At 70.8% G+C, this 15,129-nt stretch carries 14 protein-coding genes; 3 read left to right on the forward strand and 11 right to left on the reverse strand.

Features of this window, described 5'->3' with window-relative positions:
- Positions 1–56: 56 nt before the first annotated feature.
- The 3 genes from INTCA_RS06190 to INTCA_RS06200 are packed head-to-tail and all read right to left on the reverse strand — an operon-like array spanning position 57 to position 1,795.
- Positions 57–512, reverse strand: coding sequence for a SufE family protein (locus tag INTCA_RS06190; RefSeq protein WP_013492065.1), 456 nt, complete (start codon positions 510–512; stop codon positions 57–59).
- On the reverse strand, positions 509–1,387 hold the full coding sequence (locus tag INTCA_RS06195) for a sulfurtransferase (protein ID WP_013492066.1): 879 nt from the start codon (positions 1,385–1,387) through the stop codon (positions 509–511). The genes INTCA_RS06190 and INTCA_RS06195 overlap by 4 nt, the downstream gene beginning before the upstream one ends.
- A 12-nt stretch (positions 1,388–1,399) precedes the next feature.
- Positions 1,400–1,795: a MerR family transcriptional regulator gene (locus tag INTCA_RS06200; protein WP_013492067.1), complete on the reverse strand. Its 396-nt coding sequence runs from the start codon at positions 1,793–1,795 to the stop codon at positions 1,400–1,402.
- Positions 1,796–1,958: 163 nt separating this feature from the next.
- On the opposite strand from INTCA_RS06200, the gene INTCA_RS06205 reads away from it, so the two are divergent.
- From INTCA_RS06205 to INTCA_RS06215, 3 genes are read left to right on the forward strand one after another with little or no spacing between them, the layout of a single operon-like run.
- On the forward strand, positions 1,959–3,146 hold the full coding sequence (locus INTCA_RS06205; RefSeq protein WP_013492068.1) for an acyl-CoA dehydrogenase family protein: 1,188 nt from the start codon (positions 1,959–1,961) through the stop codon (positions 3,144–3,146).
- A gap of 32 nt (positions 3,147–3,178) precedes the next feature.
- Positions 3,179–4,780 (forward strand): acyl-CoA carboxylase subunit beta, encoded by a 1,602-nt coding sequence (locus tag INTCA_RS06210; RefSeq protein ID WP_013492069.1) that lies wholly within the window; start codon positions 3,179–3,181, stop codon positions 4,778–4,780.
- The gene (locus INTCA_RS06215; protein ID WP_234423943.1) at positions 4,734–6,041 is read left to right on the forward strand and encodes a hypothetical protein; all 1,308 of its coding nucleotides are present in this window, start codon (positions 4,734–4,736) and stop codon (positions 6,039–6,041) included. The genes INTCA_RS06210 and INTCA_RS06215 overlap by 47 nt, the downstream gene beginning before the upstream one ends.
- Before the next feature lie 145 nt (positions 6,042–6,186).
- Here INTCA_RS06215 and INTCA_RS06220 read toward each other — a convergent pair whose 3' ends face one another.
- The 8 genes from INTCA_RS06220 to INTCA_RS06255 all read right to left on the reverse strand — a co-directional run bounded on the left by INTCA_RS06220 (position 6,187) and on the right by INTCA_RS06255 (position 15,115).
- On the reverse strand, positions 6,187–6,840 hold the full coding sequence (locus INTCA_RS06220; RefSeq protein ID WP_013492071.1) for a Maf family protein: 654 nt from the start codon (positions 6,838–6,840) through the stop codon (positions 6,187–6,189).
- Positions 6,841–6,912: 72 nt separating this feature from the next.
- Positions 6,913–8,643: a DUF885 domain-containing protein gene (locus INTCA_RS06225; RefSeq protein ID WP_013492072.1), complete on the reverse strand. Its 1,731-nt coding sequence runs from the start codon at positions 8,641–8,643 to the stop codon at positions 6,913–6,915.
- A 63-nt stretch (positions 8,644–8,706) separates the two neighbouring features.
- On the reverse strand, positions 8,707–10,464 hold the full coding sequence (locus INTCA_RS19825) for a protein kinase domain-containing protein (RefSeq protein ID WP_013492073.1): 1,758 nt from the start codon (positions 10,462–10,464) through the stop codon (positions 8,707–8,709).
- A 48-nt stretch (positions 10,465–10,512) separates the two neighbouring features.
- Positions 10,513–10,809, reverse strand: coding sequence for a hypothetical protein (locus INTCA_RS06235; protein ID WP_013492074.1), 297 nt, complete (start codon positions 10,807–10,809; stop codon positions 10,513–10,515).
- On the reverse strand, positions 10,806–12,773 hold the full coding sequence (gene feoB, locus INTCA_RS06240; RefSeq protein WP_013492075.1) for a ferrous iron transporter B: 1,968 nt from the start codon (positions 12,771–12,773) through the stop codon (positions 10,806–10,808). The genes INTCA_RS06235 and feoB overlap by 4 nt, the downstream gene beginning before the upstream one ends.
- On the reverse strand, positions 12,770–13,093 hold the full coding sequence (locus INTCA_RS20100) for a FeoA family protein (RefSeq protein ID WP_199921659.1): 324 nt from the start codon (positions 13,091–13,093) through the stop codon (positions 12,770–12,772). Before INTCA_RS20100 ends, feoB begins: the two co-directional genes overlap by 4 nt.
- Positions 13,094–13,169: 76 nt before the next feature.
- Entirely contained in the window at positions 13,170–13,406 is a 237-nt protein-coding gene (locus INTCA_RS06250; RefSeq protein ID WP_041307328.1) for an acyl-CoA carboxylase subunit epsilon, read from the reverse strand.
- Positions 13,407–13,480: 74 nt separating this feature from the next.
- Complete coding sequence (locus tag INTCA_RS06255) at positions 13,481–15,115, reverse strand: acyl-CoA carboxylase subunit beta (RefSeq protein WP_013492078.1); 1,635 nt, start codon at positions 15,113–15,115, stop codon at positions 13,481–13,483.
- Positions 15,116–15,129: the final 14 nt, after the last annotated feature.

Raw genomic sequence — 15,129 nt, forward strand, 5'->3', positions numbered from 1 at the left:
GGCTGGGCTGCGCTGGAAGCCAACCCAGCGGCATACGGCTGAGCTGGGTTGAGCCGTCAGGCGGCTGACTTCTCGCGCACCTGTCGCTTGATCCGGGCGAGCATGGCGGCCATCCCGCGCAGCCGCAGCGGGGAGACCGCCTCCGCGAGGCCGAACCGCATCGGCGCGTCGTCGGGCACCGCGAGGACCTCCTCCGGCGACAGCCCGTCGAGTCCCGCATGGAGGATCCCGGCGAACCCGCGCGTGGTCGGGGACTCGGCGGGTGCGTCGAAGAAGAGGTGGACGCGCCGCTCGGCCGCAGCGGAGGACTGCTCGACCTCGACGACGAGGAAGAGCGGCGTCTGGCACTCGTCGACCCGCTCGAGTCGGTCGAGCTGGCCGGCGTAGCGCTCCGGAAGGGCCGGCAGCTCGTCGCTGAACTCGAGGAGCAGCTGGAGCTTGAGGTCGTTGCTCGCGGACCGGAAGTCGTCCGCGATCTCGGCCAGGGGCCCGGGGAGCTCGGTCGCGGTCACTTCTCGATGGGGACGCGGACGGCGTTGCCCCACTCCGTCCAGGAACCGTCGTAGTTGCGGACCGACTCGAAGCCGAGCAGGTGGGTCAGCACGAACCACGTGTGCGACGAGCGCTCGCCGATCCGGCAGTAGGCGACCACGTCGTCGTCGGGGGACAGGCCCTGCTCGGTCAGGTAGATGGCCTCGAGGTCCTCGCGGCTCTTGAAGGTCCCGTCGTCGTTCGCCGCGCGAGCCCACGGAACTGACGCGGCGCCGGGGATGTGTCCGCCGCGCATCGCGCCCTCCTGCGGGTAGTCGGGCATGTGCAGCAGCTCGCCGGAGTACTCGCCGGGGGACCGGACGTCGACGAGGGGCTTGCCGAGGTGGGCCAGGACGTCGTCCTTGAAGGCCCGGATCGGGGCGTCGTCCCGCTCGGCGACCGGGTACGTCGCCTGCTTCGGCGTGGGGAGCTCGCGGGTCACCTCACGGCCCTCGGCGACCCACTTCGCGCGCCCGCCGTCCAGCAGGCGCACGTCCTCGTGGCCGAAGAGACTGAACACCCACAGCGCGTAGGCGGCCCACCAGTTCGACTTGTCGCCGTAGATGACGACCGTGGTGTCCCGGGCGATGCCGCGGGAGCCCATCACCTCGGCGAACCGCGCTCCGTCGACGTAGTCGCGGGTCACCGGGTCGTTGAGGTCGAGGTGCCAGTCGATCTTCAGCGCACCCGGAATGTGGCCGGTGTCGTAGAGGAGGACGTCCTCATCCGACTCGAGCAGGGCGATCCCGTCCGGTCCGCCGACCCGTCCGGCCTCGATCTGCTCGGCCAGCCACTCGGTGGTGACGAGGCGCTCCGGGTGCGCGTAGGCCGAGGTCTTGCGGTCGTCGCCAGTCATGACCCCATCGTGTCACGGACGGGGCGGAGCGAGCCGGTCGAGGTCGGCCCGGCAGCTGCGCTCGAAGTCGCCCAGCTCGGCGATCGCATCCTGGACGTCCTTGAGCCGCTGCTCGAGGTCCGTGCGCCGCGCGTCGATCTGGTCGAGGACGTACTCGAGCTGGGCCCGGCGGCCGCGCGGGGCATCGAAGAGGTCGACGATGGTCCGGATCTCCTCGAGCGGGAAGCCGAGGCGTTTGCCGCGGAGGATGAGCTTGAGCCGGGTGCGGTCGCGGCGGTGGAAGATCCGCTGCGTGCCACGCCGCTCGGGGGACACGAGACCGAGGTCCTCGTAGTGGCGGATCGTCCGGTGGGTCACGCCGAACTCGTCCGCGATCTGCGCGATCGTCCACTCGGGCCCACTTGTCATGTCCGCGATTCTGCTTTACGTTTACGTTAACGTCAACCGTCAGGGGTCCGCCCCCCGACTGCCCCCCGACTGGCCGCGTGGCTGGGTCGGACTTCCTCCCGGCTGCAAGCCGGACCCCGGAGAGCACCGAGAAGCCCCTGTGGGCGTGGATGTGGAGAGAGCGATGTTCGAGCTGAGCCAGGAGCACGAGGACTTCCGCAAGGTCGTCCGGGACTTCGCCGAGAAGGAGGTCGCGCCCCACATCGCCGAGTGGGACCGCGCGTCGCACTTCCCGACCGACCTCGTCCCCAAGATGGGTGAGCTGGGGCTCTTCGGGCTCGTCGTCCCCGAGGAGTACGGCGGCAGCGCGGGGGAGGGGCAGGGAGACTTCACCAGCCTCTGCGTCGCGATCGAGGAGCTCGGGCGGGTCGACCAGTCCATCGGCATCACGCTCTCCGCCGGCGTCGGCCTCGGCATCAACCCCATCCTCACGTACGGCAACGAGGAGCAGAAGCAGCGCTTCCTGCCCGATCTCGTCGCGGGACGCGCCCTCGCAGGGTTCGGGCTCACCGAGCCCGAGGCGGGCTCGGATGCGGCGGCGACGAGGACGCGTGCGGCAGCAGACGGGCACGAGTGGGTCGTCAACGGTTCCAAGGCGTTCATCACCAACTCCGGCACGGACATCACGTCCGTCGTCACCGTCACGGCCCGCACCGGGACGAACGGCGACGGCACTGCGGCGATCTCCGCGATCATGATCCCGTCCGGAACGCCTGGCTTCACCGTCGAGCCGGCGTACCACAAGCTCGGCTGGCACGTCTCCGACACGCACGGTCTGACGTTCGAGGACTGCCGGGTCCCGCTCGAGAACCTCCTCGGCGACGAAGGGCAGGGCTTCAAGCAGTTCCTCAAGACCCTCGACGACGGCCGCATCGCCATCTCCGCGCTCGCGGTCGGCTGCGCGCAGGCCTGTCTCGAGCTCGCCACCGACTACGCCAAGACCCGGATCGCCTTCGGACGGCCGATCGGCGTGAACCAGGGCATCTCGTTCCAGCTCGCCGACCTCGCGGTCATGGTCGAGGCGTCCCGGACCCTGACGTACAAGGCCGCCTGGCTCAAGGACGAGCTGCACGAGGGCCGGCGCTCGGTCAAGGAGGTCAAGCACGCGGCCGCGATCGCGAAGCTGTACTCGACCGAGGCGGCCGTGTCGGCCACCCGGATCGCGACGCAGGTCTTCGGTGGGAACGGCTTCATGGAGGAGTTCCCCGTGGCCCGGTTCTACCGCGACGCGAAGATCCTCGAGATCGGCGAGGGCACCTCGGAGGTCCAGCGCATGCTCATCGCGCGCGGCCTTGGACTCCCGCAGTCCTGACCCCGCGCCCCCGAACCGGAAGGATGAGCCGTATGCCGCTCAGTGACCCGCCTGCCCAAGGACCCTTCGCCGTCGACTCCCCGGGCGACGACCCTCGGGTCGCCGACGTCCGGACCCGCCTCAACGCGGCCTACGCCGCCTCCGCCCGGGCGCCGGAGAAGGCCCAGGCCAAGCTCGACGCGCAGGGCAAGATCTACGTCCGCGACCGGATCGCCCTGCTCTTCGACGAGGGGTCCTTCGTCGAGGACGGCAGGTACGCGAACGCGCTGCAGCGCGGGCTGCCGGCCGATGGAGTGGTGACCGGTCGCGGCACCGTCGACGGCCGGCCGGCGATCGTCATCGCCAACGACCCGACGGTCAAGGCCGGCTCGTGGGGCGCGCGCACGGTCGAGAAGATCGTCCGCGCGACCGAGATGGCGCTGCGCGAGGAGCTGCCGGTCTTCTGGTTCGTCGACTCGGCGGGGGCTCGGATCACCGACCAGGTGGAGATGTTCCCGGGGCGGCGCGGGGCGGGACGGATCTTCCACAACCAGGTGGCGCTGTCGGGCAAGGTGCCGCAGATCTGCTGCCTGTTCGGGCCGTCGGCTGCCGGTGGCGCCTACATCCCCAGCTTCTGCGACCTGATCATCATGGTCGAGGGCAACGCCTCGATGTACCTCGGCAGCCCGCGGATGGCCGAGATGGTCGTCGGGGAGAAGGTCTCGCTCGAGGAGATGGGCGGTGCCCGGATGCACTGCACCGTCTCCGGGGTGGGGGACCTGCTGGCCCAGGACGACGTCGAGGCGATCGAGCTGGCCAAGCTCTACTTCTCCTACGTGCCCGGCAGCTGGCGTGACCGGCCCCCGAGCTACCACGCCGAGGCGCCGAGCGAACCGCTGACGAAGCACACCGTCCCGGAGCGCGAGTCGGTCCCGTTCGACATCCACTCGGTCATCGACGGACTCGTGGACGAGGACTCGTTCTTCGAGCTGAAACCACTCTGGGCCGCTGAGCTGGTCATCGGCTTCGGTCGGATGGACGGCGAGACCGTGGGGATCGTCGCGAACAACTCGATGGTCAAGGGCGGTGTCCTGTTCACCGACAGCGCCGACAAGGCGGCCCGGTTCATCTGGCTGTGCGATGCGTTCACCATCCCGCTGATCTACCTGGCCGACGTCCCCGGGTTCATGATCGGCTCCGAGGTCGAACGCGGTGGCATCATCCGGCACGGCGCGAAGATGGTCAGCGCGGTGTCGTCAGCGACGGTGCCCCAGGTGTGCGTCGTGGTCCGGAAGGCCTACGGTGCCGGGCTGTACGCGATGGCGGGCCCGGGCTTCGGCCCCGACGCGACGATCGCCCTGCCGACGGCGCGCATCGCCGTCATGGGGCCGGAGGCGGCGGTCAACGCCGTCTACGCCAACAAGATCGCCGAGATCGAGGCCTCCGAAGGCAGCGAGGCGCGGGAGGCCTTCGTCGCGGCCCGCCGTGCCGAGTACGAGGAGGACGTCGACATCGAGCGCCTGGCTGCCGACCTCGTCCTCGACTCGATCATCGAGGCGGACGAGTTGCGTGCGGACCTCATCCGCCGACTGTCCTATGCTGCCCGGCGTGACCGTCACTTCAGCGAACGACGCCGCTCCGTCCCCCCGGTCTGACCCCCGGCTGGTGGAACGGCTCGAGCGCGTGGACCGCGACGCCGAGGCGCGTCAGGCCTGGTGGCGCCGGTTCGGCTTCTGGTTCCCCGTCGCCGTCTACGCCGTCTCGCGGCTCTACGTGCTCGTCGCCGGCATCCTGCTCGCCAAGGGACAGATCGCCCTGCCGATCGGGTTGGAGCGGATCCGGATCTCCTACCCGCTCCCTGAGGACCCGGGCTACCTGGCGGCGATGACCAACTGGGACGGGCAGTGGTACCGCGTCATCGCCGAGCAGGGCTACCCGAGGGTCCTGCCCCGCGTCGGCCACGGCGGTATCGACATGAACCCGTGGGCCTTCTTCCCCGTGTTCCCGCTCACCGTGGGCGGGATCATGAAGGTGACCGGCCTGCCGTTCGACGTCGTCGGCCCGGTCCTGTCCACGCTCCTCGGCTTCGTGGCGATGTACCTGCTCTTCAAGCTGGTCGACCAGGTCGTCGGTCGCTGGGAGGCCATCGTCGCCGTCGTCGCGACCTGCTTCTACATGGCCTCGCCGGTCTTCTCGGCCGCCTACACCGAGTCGGCTGCCCTGCTGCTCGTCACGGCGATCCTGCTGTTGCTGCGGGCGCGCCGGTACTGGTGGGTCGCCGCGGCGCTCGTCGTCCTCTCTCTCACCAGGAACGTCGTCATCGCCATGGTGCCGGTGATCATCGCGCACGCGGTCGTCCGGTGGCGGCAAGAGGACGAAGGCTCGCACCCGGTCCGACTCCGCTGGGGGCTGGCCGCGCTCGCCGCGTGGGCCGGGCTGTTGACCTGGCTCTGGCCCACGATCGTCTCCGCCGTGACGCAGACCCCGGACGCGTACAACCAGACGATGCTGGCCTGGAACATCCAGACCAAGGTGAAGCTCTACATGTGGTGGGACCTGCTCTACGCCTACTGGGGCGTCATGGGGCAGGTCCTCGGCGTGCTCGGCGTCGTCGCGTTCGCGTGGTTCATGCTCTCGAGGCACTCGTGGCGGTGGGGCCCGGAGATCTGGGGCTGGGCCGGCGCCTACCCGGGCTACATCCTGCTCGTCACGAGCACGACGCCCAGCCGGGTCCGCTATGCCCTGCTCGCCTTCCCGTTCACGCTCATCATCGCGTGGTTCCTCAAGCTGCGGTGGTGGAGCCGATGGCGCTACTGGATCCTCGGGGGGATCGTCATCGTCGGCGCGATCCTCATGTGGTGGTGGCTCGAGCACTACCTCATCATCAAGGACCTCACCGACGACCTGTATCCGTAGCCCATCGCCGCCGGACCAGTATCGAAAGAGCACTTTGTCCCCCGGCCCGGAGTCGCAGAGCCCGGTGACAACGGGGGACAAAGTGCTCTTTCGATTGGGGGGCGAAGTGCTCTTTCGATTGGGGGGGCCGTGCTCTTGCGGCTGCTCAGCGGTTGACGATGTCGAACCAGCTGATGCCGGCGTCGGCCAACAGGTCCCGTAGCAGGGGCAGGGACAGCCCGACGACGTTGTGGTGGTCTCCTTCGATGCCGGCCACGAAGGGACCCCCGAGGCCGTCGATGGTGAAGGCGCCGGCGACGCGGAGCGGCTCGCCCGTCGCCACGTAGGCGTCGATCTCCTCGTCGGACAGGGCCGCGAAGTACACCGTCGTCGAGGCGGTCGCGCCGATCGTCGCGCCCCCCGACTCCCGGTCGTCGACGAGCCAGTGGCCGGTGTGCAGGATGCCGGAGCGGCCCCGCATCCGCCGCCACCGAGCGGTTGCCTCCCGCGCATCGGCCGGTTTCCCATGGACCTCACCCTCGAGCTCGAGGACCGAGTCGCACCCCAGCACCACGGACGGGGACTCCGTCCGGCTCGTGACGTCCTCGGCCTTGGCCCGGGCAAGGAGCAGCGCGATGTCGGGAGGCTCGATCGGCCCGTACCGGTCGATCGCCTCGGCCACGACGAGGTCCTCGTCGACGTCGCTCACCAGGACGACGGGCTCGACGCCCGCGCCGCGCAGGGTCTTCAGTCGTGCCGGTGAGGCGGAACCCAGCACGAACGGGACGGGAGAGTCAGGCGGGAGCGGGCTGAGCGGCATACGACGGAAGATACGGCACCTGACGCCGACGGCGCCGCTCCCACCAAGGGGAGCGGCGCCGGAGGGCGGTGCTCAGATCTCCCGGAGGACCGCGGACCGGAGCGTGTCCAGACCCACCCCGCCGATGTCGAGCGCACGCCGGTGGAACGCCTTGAGGTCGAACGCATCTCCCTCGCGGCGCTGGGCCTCGTCACGGAGCTGCAGCCAGAGGCGCTCGCCGATCTTGTACGACGGGGCCTGTCCGGGCCAGCCGAGGTAGCGGTTCAGCTCGAAGCGCAGCGTCTTCTCGTCCATGAACCCGTAGCGCGTCAGGTACGTCCACGCCTTGTCGTAGTCCCACGCCCCACCGCCCACCTCCGACGGCGCGTCGAAGCCGCAGTGCACCCCGATGTCGAGGACGACCCTCGCGGCTCGAAGGGACTGCCCCCCGAGCCAACCCATCCGGTTGCCCGGGTCGTCCATGTAGCCCAGCTCGGCCATGAGCCGCTCGGCGTAGAGCGCCCAGCCCTCCGCGTGCCCGGACGTGAACGACTCGAGGCGGCGCCACGCGTTGAGCAGCCCGGAGCGGTAGACGGTCTGCGCGATCTGCAGGTGGTGACCCGGAACGCCCTCGTGGTAGACGGTGGTCAGCTCGTTCCACGTCTGGAACTCGGTCTTGCCCTTGGGGACCGACCACCACATCCGCCCGGGACGGCTGAAGTCGTCGCTCGGGCCGGTGTAGTAGATGCCGCCGGTCTGGGTCGGCGCGATCATGCACTCGATCCGTTGGACCGGACCGGGAATGTCGAAGTGGACGTCCTTGAGGCTGCGGATCACCTCGTCGGCCCGCTCCTGCATCCAGGCCTGGAGCGCATCGGTGCCGTGGAGCTGGTAGCGCGGGTCGGCGTCGAGGATCTCGACCCCCCGCTGGACGGTGGCGCCCGGCTCGAGCCCCTCGGCGATCTCCCGCATCTGCGCGTTGAGGTCGGCGACCTCCTGCTGGCCCCAGGCGTACGTCTCCTCGAGGTCGACGGTCGCGCCGAGGAAGTAGCGCGACTCGAGCTGGTACCGCTCCCGCCCGCAGGCGTCGGTCTCCGGGGCGTGCGGCAGCAGCTCTCGCTCGAGCCAGTCGGCCATCTCGCCGTATGCCGCTGACGCCGCCTTCGCCGCGTCGGTGAGCTGGGCCGTGACGTCGCCGTCGAGCGGGCCGTCCGTGGTGCGGGCGCGGGCGACGAGGGTGGCGAAGTACGCGTCCTCGGAGGTCAGGTCCCTCGACTGCTCCGCGCACGCGGCGACCTGGCGGCGGGGGGACACGAGACCCCGCTCGCGAGCGGCGAGCAGTGACGCCTGGTAGGTGTCCAACGCGGCCGGGATCTGCGCCATGCGCGTGGCGAAGGTGCGCCAGTGCGCCTCGGTGTCCTGCGGCATGAGGTCGAAGACGTCGCGAACGGCCTGGAGGGGGGAGGCAAGGACGTTGAGTGACATCTCGTCGAGGCCCGCCGCGTAGCGCTCCTCGGCCAGCTCGAGCCGGTCGACGAGAGCGGCGAGGGTGACGCGGTCGACGTCGTCGACGGGGGTGGCCGTGGCCAGCTCGGCCAGTGTCCGCCTGCGCAGCTCGCTGTGGGCGGCGTGGCCGGCCGGCGACAGGTCGTCCAGCTCGTCCTCGCGCCCCGGGAGGCCGAGGTAGGTGGCCTGCATGGGGCTCAGCTCGACCGTGCCGTCGAGGTACCGCTCGGCGATGCGGTCGATCTCGGTCCGGGGGCGAGCATCGGGTGCTGTGGCAGTGGGGCTCGAAGGCGGGGTCGGAGTCGGGGTCTCAGTCACCGACCGAACGTATCCCACGCGGCAGTGCTGCCCGCCACTGGAATACGGTGGCGCGGCGACCGGCTAGTCGTCGCTCTTCTTCTTCTTGTCGGCCCCGCCCTTGCCATCGGTCTTGGGGTCGCCGGCGTCGCCGCTGCCGGCGGGGCCGTCGGACACGATGAGCACGACGACGCCGTCCGAGGCGGGCTCGCCGCTGGACGGCCAGCTCCCGAGGACCGTGCCCGGCGCGGCGTCCGACGGGATCGGCGCGGTGCTGAAGCGGAGCCCGGCGCCCTGCAGCGTTGCCGACGCCGCGTCCGCCGTGTTGCCGACGAGGCCGGCCGGCACGTCGATCGGCTCCACTCCGTCGGGGAGCTGTCCGCGGCTGACGATGATGACTGCCGTCTCCCCGCGCTGCATCGTCTCGCCGACCCGGGGGAAGGTCCCGATGACCGAGCCTTCGGGGGCTCCGGACCGGACGAGGGCCCAGCGCACGCTGAGGCCGCGCTCGTTGAGCTCCTTGACGACGTCGTCGCGCTCGCGGCCGACGGCGTCGCGGGGCATGGCGGGGCCGTCCGGGGTGACCGGCTCCTCGGCGGAGGGCTGCTCGGTCGGTGTGCCGGCTGTGGTGGGAGCGGTCGTGGGGGGAGGGGTCTCGTCCCCTCCGGACAGCGCGAAGGTGAGGGCGGCCGCCATGGCGACGGCACCGAGACCCGCCCCGAGCCAGCGGAGACGGGAGCGACGGTCGCCCCCAGCGTGCGTCGGGCGCACGCGGTCACGGCGTGTCGCAGGCGCAACGGCGGCCGCCGCGAGACCTTCCGAGCCGTGGGCCGGCCCAGGGCCTTGAGGGGGCCGAGTGGGGATGAGCGCCGGAGTCCGGTCGGAGATCGCCCGGGTCGCCGGGTGGGACTCCGGGTAGGACCCCGGGTGGGACTCCGGGTGGGACTGCGGGAGGGGGAGGACGCTCGTCGCCACGGCGTGGGCCGGCCGCCGGGCCGGTTCCGCCGCCGCCGCGCGAAGGGCGAGGGCCATCGTGCGGGCGTCCGGGAAGCGGTCCTCGGGGCGCGCCGCGGTGGCCCGGGCGACGATCTCGTCGATCGGTGCCGGGATGCCCGGCACCAAGGAGCCCGGCAGTGGGACCTCGCTGTCGAGGTGCCGGAGCGCGATGGTCACGGGCGAGTCCCCGTCGAAGGGGACCCGGCCGGTCAGCATCTGGAAGAGGAGCACCCCCACCGAGTAGATATCGGACGCCTGGCTCGCCGGCTCCCCGCGCACGATCTCGGGGGAGACATACTGAGCCGTTCCCATGATGGTGCCGGTCTGGGTGAGCGACGACCCGCCGAGGGCCCGGGCGATGCCGAAGTCGGTCACCTTGACGGACCCCTCGCGGTGCACGTCTGCCGCCCCGTCCCGGTGCGGGTGCGGGGTGGTGATGATGACGTTGCTCGGCTTGATGTCGCGGTGGACGAAGCCTGCGTCGTGGGCCGCCGCAAGGGCATCGCAGACCTGGGCGGCGATGCGGGCGGCCTCTGGAGCGGTGAGGGAGCCGCGGTGCGAGAGGAGCTGTGCGAGGTCCTGCCCCTCGACGAGCTCCATGACGATGAAGTGGGTGCTGCCGTCCTGGCCGTAGTCGAGTATCCGTGCGACGGAAGGATGGGTGAGGCGGGCCGACATGAGCGCCTCACGCCGAAAGCGCTCGATGAAGTCGCCGGACTCGGCCAGCTCGGCTCGGAGCAGCTTGACCGCCACCTTGCGATGCAGTCGCTGGTCGGTCGCGACGTGGACCTCGCCCATGCCTCCGGCGGCGATTCGGGACTCGAGCTGGTAACGGCCTGCGAGCATCACGACAGTTTGACCGGTAGAACGGGCACAAGCAGAGAGGCTAGACCACTAGGGCGTCCGGAGTGACATCAGCACGGCGCCACTTCCCGACCGCGGGCTGCCCGGGCCGGGACAGCTCCGGCTGGCCTCCGAGGAGAGGAAGCACGATCCGCACCCGGTGGCGGGACAGCCGAGCTGGACCGGCTCGCTCATGAGCCTGCCGAGGCGGCCGAGGTGGTCCACCACCGCCTCGACGACGTCGCGTGGCATGCCCGTGGCGCGCTCCAGTTCTGCGATCGTGCCGGATCCAGCCCGGATGGCTGCCACGACGGCCGTCAGCGGGCGGGTGGGAGCCGCCGTGCTCATGTGAGGAGCCGTCCTACCTGGAAGACGGCCACGGCGAGGAGCCAGGCCACGCTCAGCTGGACCCCGATCCCGAAGGCTGTCCAGCGGAGCCCGACTTCCCGTTTCTGAGCAGCGAGGGTGGCCACGCACGGCGTGTAGGCGAGGATGAAGACGAGGAAGGCGAGGACGGCGGGGATGGGGTGTCCTCCGGAAGAGTGGTCGAAGGCCTGACGCAGCTCCACGGCCAGGCCACCGGGCTGGGCGCTGCTCTCGGGCTGTGCGGTGGCGTAGGTCTGCGCCCACGACGACACGACGGCCTCCTTGGCGACGAAGCCGACCATGAGGGCGCCCGTCGTCTGCCACTCGCCGAAACCGGCCGGCTCGAAGACCGGAGACACCGCCTGCGCCGTGGCTGCATAGAGGCTGTCGCCCGGCGGGACCTGCGCGAAACCGGCGTCCCCGCGCACCGGCACCGACTGGAGGAGCCAGACCACGGTGACGGCGGCGACGATGATCCCCCCGGCGGTGCGGAGGAAGCCCTTGACGCGGATCCAGCTGACCATCCCCACGACGCGGAGGGTGGGTCGCTGGTAGGGCGGCAGGTCGATCATGAGCGGCTCACCGCCCATCGTGCGCCACAGCGTCGCGCGCAGGGCGAGCCCGACGAGGACCACGAGCAGGATCGAGACGACGTACATGCCGAAGACGACCAGTCCTGCTTGCGCCGGCATGAAGGTCGTGGCGAGGAGGACGTAGACGGTGAGCCGCGCGCTGCACGAGGTGAAGGGGACGAGGAGCACCGTGAGGATGCGGTGCCGGGCGTTGGGCAGGGCCCGGGTCGCGCTGATCGCCGGGACGTTGCACCCGAAGCCGACGACGAGTGGGAGGAAGGCCCGACCCGGCAGGCCGACGAGCCGCATCATCCGGTCGGTCACCACGGCGGCGCGAGCCATGTAGCCGGAGTCCTCGAGGATGGACAGGAGGATGAACATCAGGCTCATGACGGGGAGGAACGTCAGCAGCATCCCCACTCCGGCCACGAGCCCGTTGACGACGAGCCCGTGCACCGGCGTGCCCGCGAGCCCGACGGCCTCGAGCAGGGCCGTGGCAGCCGTGGTCACGGGACCGGAGAAGAGCGAGTCGAGCGCCGCCTGGAAGGGCGCGGCGACCGTCGTCGTCGTCTGGAAGACGACGAACATGGCGGCCAGGAACAGCAGCGGGCCGGAAACCGGGGCGGTGGCCCAGCGGTCGATCCGGTCGGTCCAGGTGCGCCGGCCTGCGCCGGCCGGCCGCGTGGTCCGGTCGACGACGCCGAGCACCCACGCGAAGCGCTCATCCGCGCGCTCGAGCTCGTCGCCGTCAGGGTCCGGGAGATCCGGCCGGGGCGGCGGTGCAGGGTGGTCGAGCACCCGCGCGACCGCTGCCTCCAGGGCGGCGCTGCCGAGGCGTCGGCGCGGGTCGACGACGACGACCGGCAGGCCCAGGGTCTCCTCGAGGGTCCGGTCGTCGATCTCGATGGCCCGCCGCGCGGCCAGGTCGGTCATGGTCAGCGCGATGACGACCCGCAGCGAGTGCTCGCGCAGCTGCGCCACCAGGTGGAGGCTGCGCGAGAGGTGGGCTGCGTCGACGACGGCGACGACGACGTCGGGCCGGTCCGCGACCGGGACGTCGACGAGGAGCCGGCGGGTCAGCTCCTCGTCCGGGGAGGCCGGGTCGAGGCTGTAGGCGCCGGGGAGGTCGAGCAGGGCAACCTCCCTGCGCGTTTCCTCCGTCCCGAGGAACCAGGCGCCCTCTCCGACCTCCACGGTCGTACCGGGCCAGTTGCCGACGGAGCGGCGAGCTCCGGTGAGCGCGTTGAAGAGCGTCGACTTGCCGGAGTTCGGAGCGCCGACCAGGGCCACCTCGGGGGACCCGGTCGACGCCTGCGCCTTGGCGGCCTGGCTCGCACAGGAGGGGCAGGCCGGCGCCGTGTCGTGCGTCGTCATCGGGCGACCTCCGCCGGCCAGGCGTCCAGGGTGGCCCGGTCCAGTGCGATGCGGGTCGTGCCGGTCGCGATGACCCGCCCGCGCCCGGCAGTCCGGTGGAGGATCACCACCTCGGTGCCCGAACGCAGCCCGAGCTCGCCCAGACGGCGGATGGCGGCCGTTCCGAGGCGAGGGGTGGCCAGGACCACCGTGCTCCCCAACGGGTGTCGCGCCAACGTGGGACTCCGGTCTGACCCCGGGGTGGGTGCGGATGGGTGGTCGCTGCCGGCGGGAGGCTGGGTGTCCGGCTGGCTCCGCCGGGTCAGCCCGATGAGGTTCACATCGCGGACGATACTCCCGCAGTTAGGTGTGCCTAACCTCTGACGGCCAGAAGTGGCCGGTATCACTCCCGCGACGTCAGCGCGGCAGGCTGGACCCGCGCCAGCCGCCGCGTCTCGCCTGCGGACCGACGAGGCGCCAGGCGGGGTCCGACCAGGCCGACCGGGCGCGCGGGAGGCCCGCTTCCTCGCCGCCACCGACCGCGGAGAGGACCGCGACCAACGCTGCGATCTCCTCCGCAGCCGGGTTCCCGCGCAGCACCCGCACCGCGTCACGCGCCTCGCCGGGCTCGCGCTGCTCGCGCTGCGCGCGCAACTGCTCGGAGCTCGCTTCGCTCGCGCGACCTCCTGTTCCGCCCGAACCAGGCTCGTTCCTCGCGGTTCGGGCGGTCACAGCGGAATGTTCCCGTGCTTCTTGGGCGGAAGTGTCTCCCGCTTGTTCTTCAGCGCCCGCAGGGCGCGGGTGACGTTCATCCGCGTGTTCGACGGGGTGACGACGGTGTCGATGTAGCCGCGCTCCGCCGCGATGTAGGGGTTGGCGAGGGTCTCCTCGTAGTGCGCGATGAGCTCGGCCCGCTTCGCGTCGACGTCGCCGCCCTCCGCCGCGACGGCGGCGAGCTCCTTGCGATAGAGGATGTTGACCGCTCCCTGTGCGCCCATGACGGCGATCTGCCCGGTCGGCCAGGCGAGGTTGATGTCGGCGCCGAGGTGCTTGGAGCCCATCACGTCGTAGGCGCCGCCGTAGGCCTTGCGCGTGATCACCGTGATCTTCGGGACGGTGGCCTCGCCGTAGGCGTAGATCAGCTTCGCGCCGCGGCGGATGATGCCGTCCCATTCCTGGGAGGTGCCGGGCAGGAACCCCGGGACGTCGACGAACGTCAGCACCGGCACGTTGAAGCAGTCGCAGGTCCGCACGAACCGGGCCGCCTTCTCCGAGGCGTCGATGTCGAGTGTGCCGGCGAACTGCATCGGCTGGTTGGCCACGACGCCGACGGACATCCCGTCGATCCGCGCGAAGCCGGTGATGATGTTCGGGGCGAAGAGCGGCTGCACCTCGAGGAACTCACCGTCGTCGACGATGTGCTCGATGACCTGGTGCATGTCGTAGGGCACGTTCGGTGAGTCCGGGATGCACGTGTCGAGCCACCGGTCCTCGTCGGTGACGGTCAGGTCTGCCTCGCCCTCGCCGTAGGACGGCGGCGTCTCCATGTTGTTGCTGGGCAGGTAGGACAGCAGCGCCTTGACGTAGTCGATGGCGTCCTGCTCGTCGGTGCCCATGTAGTGGGCGACCCCCGACTTGGTGTTGTGCGTCTTCGCGCCGCCGAGCTCCTCGAAGCCGACGTCCTCACCGGTGACGGTCTTGATGACGTCCGGGCCGGTGATGAACATGTGGCTGGTCTGGTCGACCATGACGGTGAAGTCGGTGATCGCGGGGGAGTAGACGGCCCCGCCGGCGCACGGCCCCATGACGAGGCTGATCTGCGGGATCACGCCGGACGCCCGCACGTTGCGGAAGAAGATCTCGCCGTAGAGCCCGAGGGACACGACTCCCTCCTGGATCCGAGCGCCACCGGAGTCGTTGAGCCCGACCACCGGGCAGCCGATCTTCATCGCGAAGTCCATCACCTTGACGATCTTCTCGCCGAAGACCTCGCCGAGCGACCCGCCGAACACGGTGAAGTCCTGCGCGAACACGGCGACCTGGCGGCCGTCGACCGTGCCGTAGCCGGTCACGACGCCGTCACCGTAGGGACGGTTCTTCTCCTGGCCGAACTGGTTGGACCGGTGGCGGGCGTACTTGTCCATCTCGATGAACGTGCCCTCGTCGAGGAGCATCGCGATCCGCTCGCGGGCGGTCTTCTTGCCGCGGGCGTGCTGCTTGTCGATCGCTCGCTCGGAGCCGGCATGCGCCACCTCGGCCACCCGACGCTTGAGGTCGGCGAGCTTGCCCGCCGTCGTCGTCAGGTCGATGGTCTGATCTGCCTGGTGGTGATCTCCCTCGGCGGGGGCCTGCTCCGTTGCCATGGCGGCACTCTAGC

This window comes from Intrasporangium calvum DSM 43043, from assembly GCF_000184685.1.
Taxonomy (GTDB): domain Bacteria; phylum Actinomycetota; class Actinomycetes; order Actinomycetales; family Dermatophilaceae; genus Intrasporangium; species Intrasporangium calvum.